The organism is Streptomyces taklimakanensis, assembly GCF_009709575.1.
GTDB lineage: Bacteria > Actinomycetota > Actinomycetes > Streptomycetales > Streptomycetaceae > Streptomyces > Streptomyces taklimakanensis.
Genome location: NZ_WIXO01000001.1, coordinates 5,940,556 through 5,949,284, shown reverse-complemented (window position 1 = coordinate 5,949,284; position 8,729 = coordinate 5,940,556). Strand labels below are relative to the sequence as shown.

The window sequence follows — 8,729 nt, the reverse complement described above, 5'->3', positions numbered from 1 at the left end:
CACTGCTCGCTTCGCTCGCAGCGGGCTGGAGGGCCTGTGTGGCGGGGTGGGGGTTCCGCTGCGCTCCACCCCCGGCAACCACCCGTGCGGGCAGCTGGGGTGGGCGGACGTCAGCAGGCAAGGGGGGGGGGCGAAGGTTGAGCCCGCTGTGTGGGCCAGGCTGGTTACGGAGAGGGAGGGGTGTGGGGCGGCGGTGAGGGTGACGGGCGGTCACGGGGCGAGGGAGTGGGTCGGGTTGGGTTGGCGGGTTCCTCAGGTGTGGGGATGCATCAGTGTGTAGAGTTTGGGAAAGCACGCCATCCCCGGAGTCAGTGAGAGGCTGCTTTCTCTTCTTTGAGAACCAGCTCCCGTTGGAGGGAATATTGGTATGGGTGCGTTGAGACCGTTCGAGATTCCTGAATCTCTGGCGGCTTCGTATATCAGGGAGTTCGGGGGTAAGGGGAGGAGCTGGATTGCCTCACTGCCGGCTCTCGCTGCGGAGTTGTTGGGCCGCTGGGAGTTGCGGCGAGATGGTGAGGCCAGGGCAGGAGAGGCATCGCTGGTGTTGCCGGTGCTGCGCAGGGACGGCACGCGCGCGGTCCTCAAGTTCCAGATGCCCCGGAAGGAAACCGCCGCTGCGCTCATCGGGCTGCGTGTCTGGGGTGGCGAGGGGGTGGTGCGGCTCCTCGATCACGACCCTGTCAGCAGCACTATGCTGCTGGAGCGGCTGGACAGCGCCCGCACGCTGGCCTCCGTTGAGGACGATGATGTCGCGATGGGGATCCTCGCCGAGCTGCAGGCACGGCTGGTTTGCTTCCCTGCGCCGCAGGGGCTGCGGAGCTTGGGTGAGATCGCCACCGACATGCTGCAACAGGTCCCGCAAGCGGTCGCGGCCTTGGCCGAGCCGGATCACCGGCAGATCTTGCGCGGCTGGGCGTCAGCGGTGGCCGAGCTGGCCGGCGAACCAGGCGACCGGATGCTGCACTGGGATCTGCACTACGGCAACGTCCTGGCCGCGCAGCGTGAACCGTGGCTGGCCATCGACCCCGAACCACTGGCCGGAGACCCCGGCTTCGACCTGTGGCCCGCCCTGGACAGCCGATGGGACGACGTCGTCGCCCAGGGCAATCCGCTACACGTGGTGCGGCGCCGCTTCGACCTGCTCACCGACGCTCTCGGCCTGGACCGCGCCCGCGCTACCGGCTGGACCCTGGGACGGCTGCTGCAGAACTCGCTGTGGGACATCGCCGACGGGAAAGCCACCCTCGCCCCCTCCTCCCTCGTCGTCGCGGAATCACTGCTCAACCGCTGACCCTGCCCTCCCTGAAATGCGAGGAAGCAAGCATGATCGGCACTGGCAGAAAGAGACATAAGTGAGTGGTATCAGGCTCCGGCCGCACCAGGCCGAAGCGGTGGACGCGATCGTCCACGCGCTGGAATACCGCGCAGGACGCGAGGTGCCGGCGGAAGGGCTGCGGGCCACCGCGGTGGCCGCCACCGGAGCGGGCAAGACCCTGATCGCGGCCGAGGCCGCCCGAAGGCTGGAGCCACGGGGGCGGGTACTGGTCATGGTGCCGACTTTGGATCTGCTGACGCAGACGGTCCAGGCGTGGCGGATGGCCGGCCACACCGGCCCGGCAGTCGCGGTGTGCTCCCTGGAAGGAGACACCGCTCTGGCGGCGCTGGGGGTGCGGTGCACCACCAACCCGATCCGGCTGGCGCTGTGGGCCGGGAGCGGGCCGGTGACCATGTTCGCCACCTACGCCTCCCTCGCCCCACGTCAGGACATCGATCCGGCCGACCCGGACGGGGAGCCGGTCCAGGCACCGGGACCGCTGGAGACGGCCTTCCAAGGCGCCTACGGGCAGCGCCTGGCCCCGTTCGGGCTCGCCGTGGTCGACGAAGCCCACCGCACCAGTGGGGACCTGGCCAAACCCTGGGCGGCGATCCACGACAACACCCGCATCCCGGCCGCGCGGCGGCTGTACCTGACCGCCACACCCCGCATCTGGGAACCTGCCGGACGCCCAGGAGAGGAAAAAGATGAGGAAGAGGCCGCAGAGGGCGGGAACAGGGCTCAGAAGGCCACAGAAGACGCCCCGGAGGCCACTGCGGTGGCCTCCGGGCGGCTGGTGGCGAGCATGGACGACGAACGCCTCTACGGGCCGCACGTGTTCGCCTTCACCCTCACCGAGGCCATCGACCGGGGCATCCTGGCGCGGTTCGAGATCGACGTGCTGGAAATCCACCCGCCAGACCTGGGCGACGGCGGGAGCGAGGAGGAGAAGCGGGGCCGACGGCTGGCCGCCTTGCAGGCCGCTCTGGTCAAGCACGCGGCCACCACCGGGGTGCGGTCGCTGATCAGCTTCCACCACCGCACCGCCGAGGCGATGGCGTTCGCCCGGGCCCTGCCCCAGACCGCGGCGCGGCTGCACGCGGAGGATCCGGCGCTGTATCCGCGGCGGGTGTGGGCCGACTGGTTGTGTGGGGAGCACGAGCCGGCCCATCGGCGGGCCGTGCTGGGCCGGTTCGCCGACGGCCTTGATGAGGACGGTTGGGAGACCGAGCTGGCGGTGCTGGCGAACGTCCGCGTCCTGGGCGAAGGCATCGACATCACCGGCCGGCGTGGTGTCGACGGCGTGGTCTTCGCGGACGTGCGCGGATCGGCGGTCGACATCGTCCAAGCCGTCGGCCGGGCCCTGCGACAGAAACCCGGCCAGGGCAAAGTGGCCCGGTTGGTGGTGCCGGTCTTCCTGGAGCCCGGGGAGGCGCCCGACGACATGCTCGCCTCCGCCTCCTACAAACCCCTGGTCGCCGTACTACAAGGACTGCGCAGCCACTCCGAGGCGCTCGTGGAACAGCTCACGGCTGCGTCCGCACCCAGCCGCACACCACGAGCGTCGGTGACCGACCTCGACCCCGCACGCGATGGCAGCGACGACGGCCAGAACGGAGGTACGGAGAGGGTGCCCCTGCTGCGGTTCTCCACCCCCCGCGACCCACAGCTCATCGCACAGTTCGTCCGCACCCGCGTCATCCGACCCGAATCCCACCTCTGGCTCACCGGACTCAACGCCCTCCGCAAATGGCACCAACAACAGGAGCAGGGCGGAGACGAGCACCAGAACCAAGACAAGGAACACGGCCAGGAGCACGGCGACGGAAACGAGGACGAGCGCCAGGACCAGGAGCAGGGTGGTAAGGAGCGTGGTAAGAGGGCGGTGGCGGTGCCGTTGGACGCCCGCGTCGGCCCCTTCCCCCTCGGTCAGTGGGTCAGTGAGCAGCGGCGTGCCTACCGGGCCGGAACGCTGGCCGCGTGGCGGGTGGAGTTGCTGGAGGAGGCCGGGATGGTCTGGTCCGTGCCCGACGCCGCCTTCGAGGAGAACCTCGCCGCGGCGCGCTCCTACTTCGCGGTTCACGGCACGCTGTGCGCGCCCCGAACGGCGGTGGCCGAGGGGCGGCCGGTGGGTCAGTGGTTGACCAACTGCCGCCGCCCCGGCGGGCTGGGCAAAGACTCGCAGCGGGCGGCGGAGCGGGCCGCCCGGTTGGCGGAGATCGACCCCGACTGGAACCCGGCCGCCCAGGGCTGGACCGTCGACTGGCAACGCCACTACGCCAAGCTGCGGGCCTGTATCGAGGGCGGGGCGACGCCGGCCGAGATCCGGCCGGGGGTGACCGTCGGTGGGGAGGACGTCGGGCTCTGGCTGGCCAGGCAGCGCACCGGGTGGGAGCGGTTGGCCGATGGGCAGCGCGAACGCCTGGAAGCGCTGGGCGTCCAGCCCACCACCCCGGCGCCGGGTCGTGAAGCCGGCGCCGCAGACCAGGCGGCGGAGGCGGTGGTAGTGCCCGCCAGCGCCACCGCCTGGGAACGCGCCCTGGCCGCGCTGCGCCAGTACCAGGCACGGGAGGGACACGTGAAAGTGCCCCGCAAGTGGGTCGAAGCCGTCCACGACGAGACCGGGCAGGAGCACCCGATCCGGCTCGGGGTGTGGATCAGCAACCAGAAACAGCGGCGCGGCAGGCTCCCCCACGAGCGGGCCAAGGTGCTGGAAGAACTGGGAGCGCTGTGACCCGGCGAAGGCCCGGCCCCGGCGGGTCCGAACCCTTCACCTTGGGTGGTTTGTCGACACGCGGCGCGTCCAGCGGACGCGGGGTCCTCCCAGGTCCCCAGCTCGCCTCCCAGGAGCGCAGTTACCTGGGGTTCTCGCCGTCAACCTCCCAGGTGAGCTGGGAGCCTGGGAGGTCTTCGCGGGCTCTGCCCCACCGATACTGGCCGGTCGGCCAACCGCAGCCACCGGCCACGGTCGGGGGACGTCGCCGCACCAGTCCCACCGGTCGGGGTCGCCCGGGCGGGGCTCACAGTCGGCGCGGCCACCGGGCCCGAACGCGCCAGCCTCGGCCATCAGCATCGCGCCTCCGGCCAACTCGTCCGCGCTCCAGCCGCTGGACGTCCGGCAACCGGCCGTCCAGCGGGCCGCCCACCAGCTCCCGGTAGACGTGGCCGGGCCGAAGGGGCCGGGGTCGGGATCGCCCGAGCCGGGGCCGTAGACCCGGGCGTGCAGGAGCTCGTGCGCGTCCATGTCCGGCAGCCTCCCGGCCCTCACCGCCGCGGGCCTCGGGTATGGTCGGGTCCGGCCTCCGGCGGGCGGTACGGGTCCTGGCGGTGGGCACGCGGTTTGTCATCGGCGGCCGGGCGCGGGCGTTGGTGTGTCCGTCGCCGTGCGGCGATGCCGGTCGCGGTGAACGCCTCGGTCATCCGACGCAGTTCGTCGACGGTGAACTGGAGGGCGTCCAGGCCGGTACGCAGCGCCTCCAGATCGACCGGGCGGCGGTCCGCGCCCGCGGACGGGCCGCCGGGGCCGACTTCGAAGAGAGCAAGTTGTTCGAGCCCGGCGGCCGCTCAACAGCCTTCAAGGGCCCATCCGGGTACGGATGGGGCCTTCTATATCCCCGTCATCACCCCAGTGGTGACCAGCAAAGGAGGCCCCTGCGCACCGATCTCGTCATCGACGCCCTGGCCGCCGCCGAACTCACCCGCGGCAGCCTCGCCGGGGCGGTCCTGCACACCGATCACGGCACCCAGTACACCAGCGCCGCCTTCGCCGACGCCTGCCGCGCAGCGGGCGTCCGCCAGTCCATGAGCGCGGTCGGCAGCTCGGCGGACAACGCACTCGCCGAGTCCTTCAACGCGACGTTCAAACGCGAGACCCTCCAGGGCCGCAAGCACTGGTCCGGCGAGCGCGAGGCCCGCCTCGACGCGTTCCGCCGGCTGCACCGCTACACCACCCGACACCGCCACTCCCGCCTCGGGCACCGCAGCCCGATCGCCTACGAAGCAGCGTTCCGAGCAACACCAACTACGCTGACCCAAGTCGCACAACCAGTATCCAGGATTCCGGGGTCAAGGCCCCCAGCGTTTCCGGTGTCATCGCTCTCCGGCCGCCGCACAGCAGCAGGCACTACACCGTGCAGCGGCCATCCACGCCAAACCCGACCAGCCCAGCACAGCACCGCCTGTTCCCGACGTCCGCGCCCTCACCGCTCTCCCCTGCTCCGTCACCCCAGGGTCGGGCCAGACATCTGGGCCCTTACGGGCGGATGGGGTCTGCGGTCACCGCCTCCTTGACGTAGGAAGGCAGCACCAGGCTGGCGCGCAGGGCCTCCGCGACCACGGCGTGCAAGTCCTCGCCCCCGACCCCACACTACGCGCCGTCTGGGCCCGGGAGCGACACAACGTCTTCCACTGACTCCGCACAACCGACCACCAGCCCTACTACGGCGCCCTCAAGCCACTGCTCAAAGACCACGCCGAGTACCTGGCCAAGGCGATCGGCCACCGGCAGTGACGGCATGCACAATGCGTTCATGAGTCGCGACTACAGGCCCGGTGACGTGCTGTTGCTGAAGTGCCCGTTCACTGAGACTGTCGTCACCGGGGTCACCCGTTACCACGTGTCCTTGCGGTGGCCGTGGCTGGAAGTGGACCCGCAGGCCGAGAACATCAGATGGAACGGTCAAAGGGCGCTTCCAACGCCCGTGGCCCGCGAGTGGGAGATCTTCCGAACGGAACCGGCGGAGGCCACACTGAAGCCGGGCGATACCTGCCTGGTGGGAATCCCCGCGACCGTGGTGCACGTCCAAGCGGTCCACCGCTTCGTTCCGCCCCTGGTCACCGGCATGCTGCCCCGGCCCGCGTCCTACCTCGAGGTCCTGCAGCAAGGTGAGACTCACGACCCTTCCCTTGAGGACCAGGGCTACACGATCGATCCGGCCGGCGGCGAACCCATACACATCGAGCTGTTCTTCCGTCCGTACGCCTTCCTCGAACTGGGTGATGAGATTGCCGACCGGAAGGGGCGCGCCTGGCGGTTCGGTGCGGCCTGGAGCTGGCACCCCTTCGACGGCGAGCAGTCGGGCACTCCGACCTGGCCGCTGAAGTTGATCACCCGCCATGGTGAGCCGACACCGAAGGAAGCCGAAGAGGTCGCCCGGGCAACAGCGGCCGGCAGCCACGCGGACGAACTGGAGCGGTGGAGCGGACTCACTCACGCGCGACCAGCCACCCAGCAGCAGTAGCCTCTCGGGCTCTACTGGCTGCGCTTCGACAGGACGGTCGAGAAGGAGCATGTGTGACTGAGCACGGTTGTTGGTGCTTCGGGCCAAGTGGGTGCTCAGATCCGTTGCCTGCGGGTCAGCCACCGTGGAGGGCCCACTCGTCGAGGCCGCTGTAGATGTGCGCTTCGAGGCATTGCGGGGCGTCAAGGCCCACGGCCTCACCTCGGTACACGGCGATGAGGGAGTTCTTGCCCCGCCACCAGGAGTCGGTCACACCTTGCACTTCGGGCACCGGTTCGAATTCGCCGAGATCCAGTGCGTCGACGGCCTTGCGCGTGATCCTTGTGACGGTCGTGGCCCAGCGGCGGGCGTGAGCGGCGAGCGCCAGGGATTCCACCCACCCGTCAATGCTGGCATGCAGGGGCGTCCAACGGTAGGCGTCGATACCGAACGCACCGTCAGGGCCGATCATGAAGTTGTAGGCCATAGACACCCGGCAGTCCCCTGCCGGGAACGACCAGCCATCTGCGGCCATCTCCTCGGGGCAGTCGGCGTCCAGGATGCGCGGACCGCCCTCGTAGAACGGGGCCGGCGGCAGGGCGAGGCCGCCCCAGCGGTCCTGGAAGGCAGTGGCCCGTTCGATCTCCGCAGCGGGGATCCCATGCTCGATCCACGCGCCACGGTGTCGCCGGATGTCCTGCCGGCGAACGCGGATGCCTTCCGTCTCGATGAACCGCTGGGCCCTGCGGCTCAGGCCGACAGGCGCGACCGGGACGGGCGATACGGGCTGGTCAGCCATTACTGCTGCTCGCCGTCACCGGCGTGGAGCACGGCCGACGTGATCTCCCGCACGCGCTCCAGGCTGATCCCTGTGTGTTGCTCGATGGCGAGGGGGTGGTCGGTGGGCTCCAGTTCGACGAAGGGGCGCTCGCCGACCGGACGAGTATGGACGCGCGTCTTCAGGTTGAGTGTCGTCGCCGGGTACACCGGAAGGTCTGTGGTGAGCCAGCCGAAGTACGGCTTCTCAGCCTCGCGGCCCGGTCTGTCCCACAGATCTGAGGCCCGGGAAAAGCTCTCTCGACTGAGCGAGACCCAGACGCCCCACGAGAACACCTCGTCACTGCCGATGACCGGTATCTCGATCAGCCCCTTGACAAAGTAGTGCTGCCCGCGGACCACGCACTGATCCGTGGAAAGCAAGCAGTCATCGGCGTTGGCGAAGGCCGGATCCCACACGGCGGGCGCCTCGGCTGTGTAGTTCATCGGCAGCTCAGGGTGGTGGGCTCCGCAGCATGCGCAGGTGAACCCGAGATCACTGGTCATGATGCTGGAGCCTAACGAGCTCGTGCACGGTAGGCGGCGAGGACGTCGAAGGCTTCGGCGGAACTCGGTGCTCACGTCTGCTGTGCCGAGGCGAGGCCCGCGGTTTGTTGGTGGGACAGCAGGCTGGCGACGGCCTGGGCGATGTCACTCATGTGCTCGCGGCGGCCGAGGTGGCGGGCCGGCGCTCGCCAGTTCTTCAGGTGGGCGATGTCGTGCTCGACCCGGATGCGTCGTGAGGAGTGCGCCGTGCGCTGCCGCTCATACATCTCCTCGTACCAGTTGGGGGCGTTCTTTGTGAGCTTGCGATGCGGTGGTGTCACCACGCGTCCACCGGTCTGGGCACCCAGGCCCTGGTAGCCGGCATCCGCGAGGATCTCCACCGCGGATCCGTCGGCCGGGAGCTGAACCAGCCCCAACTGACGGGCGTGGGTGATGTCCGCGGACCGTCGGTGCCCTGGACCCCGACGGCGACGGCCGGACCGAACCACTGGTCGGCGCACCCGGCAACGCGGCCGGTACGGTCACCGTGCTCAAGGTTCGCCCCGGCAACCTGGAATCGGCCACCGCTTTGGCCGAGGCCGATCTGGGCCACCCCACCGGCAGCGACGGAGACGCCTTCGGTATCACCCTGCCGAACGGTCGCTGACCCGCAGCCCGCGCCCTCCCAGACCACGCGAGCCGTGCCTCGACGCGGCCCTGCCGACAAAGTCGGGTACTCTTCCGCCTGCGGATGCCCCTTGGCCAAGGCCGGAAAGTTACTGAGCCCTTTCAGTCTGGACCCCGTGTGGGTGATGGACGGGTTGGCCGCAACGTACAAAGCTCCCGTGCCGTTGAGTGAGGTGTTCAACGCCTCAACTCATCAGCACAGGAGC

The 8,729-nt window shown here is 69.7% G+C and carries 7 protein-coding genes and 1 pseudogene; 4 read left to right on the top strand and 4 right to left on the bottom strand.

All coding sequences use genetic code 11. From position 1 onward, the window contains the following. Positions 1-367: 367 nt before the first annotated feature. On the top strand, positions 368-1,291 hold the full coding sequence (locus F0L17_RS25995; protein WP_155069180.1) for an aminoglycoside phosphotransferase family protein: 924 nt from the start codon (positions 368-370) through the stop codon (positions 1,289-1,291). 61 nt (positions 1,292-1,352) lie between these two features. Next, complete coding sequence (locus tag F0L17_RS25990) at positions 1,353-4,049, top strand: Helicase associated domain protein (protein WP_162465601.1); 2,697 nt, start codon at positions 1,353-1,355, stop codon at positions 4,047-4,049. Positions 4,050-4,289: 240 nt separating this feature from the next. Here F0L17_RS25990 and F0L17_RS27915 read toward each other — a convergent pair. Next, positions 4,290-4,559: pseudogene (locus F0L17_RS27915) on the bottom strand (hypothetical protein); the annotation flags it as partial. Between the two features lie 41 nt (positions 4,560-4,600). Between F0L17_RS27915 and F0L17_RS28580 the strand changes: the two are divergent. After that, the gene (locus tag F0L17_RS28580) at positions 4,601-5,605 is read left to right on the top strand and encodes an integrase core domain-containing protein (protein ID WP_155072951.1); all 1,005 of its coding nucleotides are present in this window, start codon (positions 4,601-4,603) and stop codon (positions 5,603-5,605) included. A gap of 239 nt (positions 5,606-5,844) precedes the next feature. Next, on the top strand, positions 5,845-6,555 hold the full coding sequence (locus tag F0L17_RS25980; RefSeq protein WP_155072950.1) for a hypothetical protein: 711 nt from the start codon (positions 5,845-5,847) through the stop codon (positions 6,553-6,555). Positions 6,556-6,670: 115 nt separating this feature from the next. On the opposite strand, the gene F0L17_RS25975 is transcribed toward F0L17_RS25980, so the two are convergent. From F0L17_RS25975 to F0L17_RS25965, 3 genes are all read right to left on the bottom strand, one after another. After that, positions 6,671-7,333 (bottom strand): hypothetical protein, encoded by a 663-nt coding sequence (locus tag F0L17_RS25975; RefSeq protein WP_155072949.1) that lies wholly within the window; start codon positions 7,331-7,333, stop codon positions 6,671-6,673. Beyond that, positions 7,333-7,797: a DUF2199 domain-containing protein gene (locus F0L17_RS25970; RefSeq protein ID WP_238420971.1), complete on the bottom strand. Its 465-nt coding sequence runs from the start codon at positions 7,795-7,797 to the stop codon at positions 7,333-7,335. Before F0L17_RS25970 ends, F0L17_RS25975 begins: the two co-directional genes overlap by 1 nt. 131 nt (positions 7,798-7,928) lie before the next feature. Beyond that, a complete protein-coding gene (locus F0L17_RS25965; protein ID WP_238419619.1) occupies positions 7,929-8,273 on the bottom strand; it encodes a transposase family protein in 345 nt (114 codons plus the stop codon). Positions 8,274-8,729 lie beyond the last annotated feature (456 nt).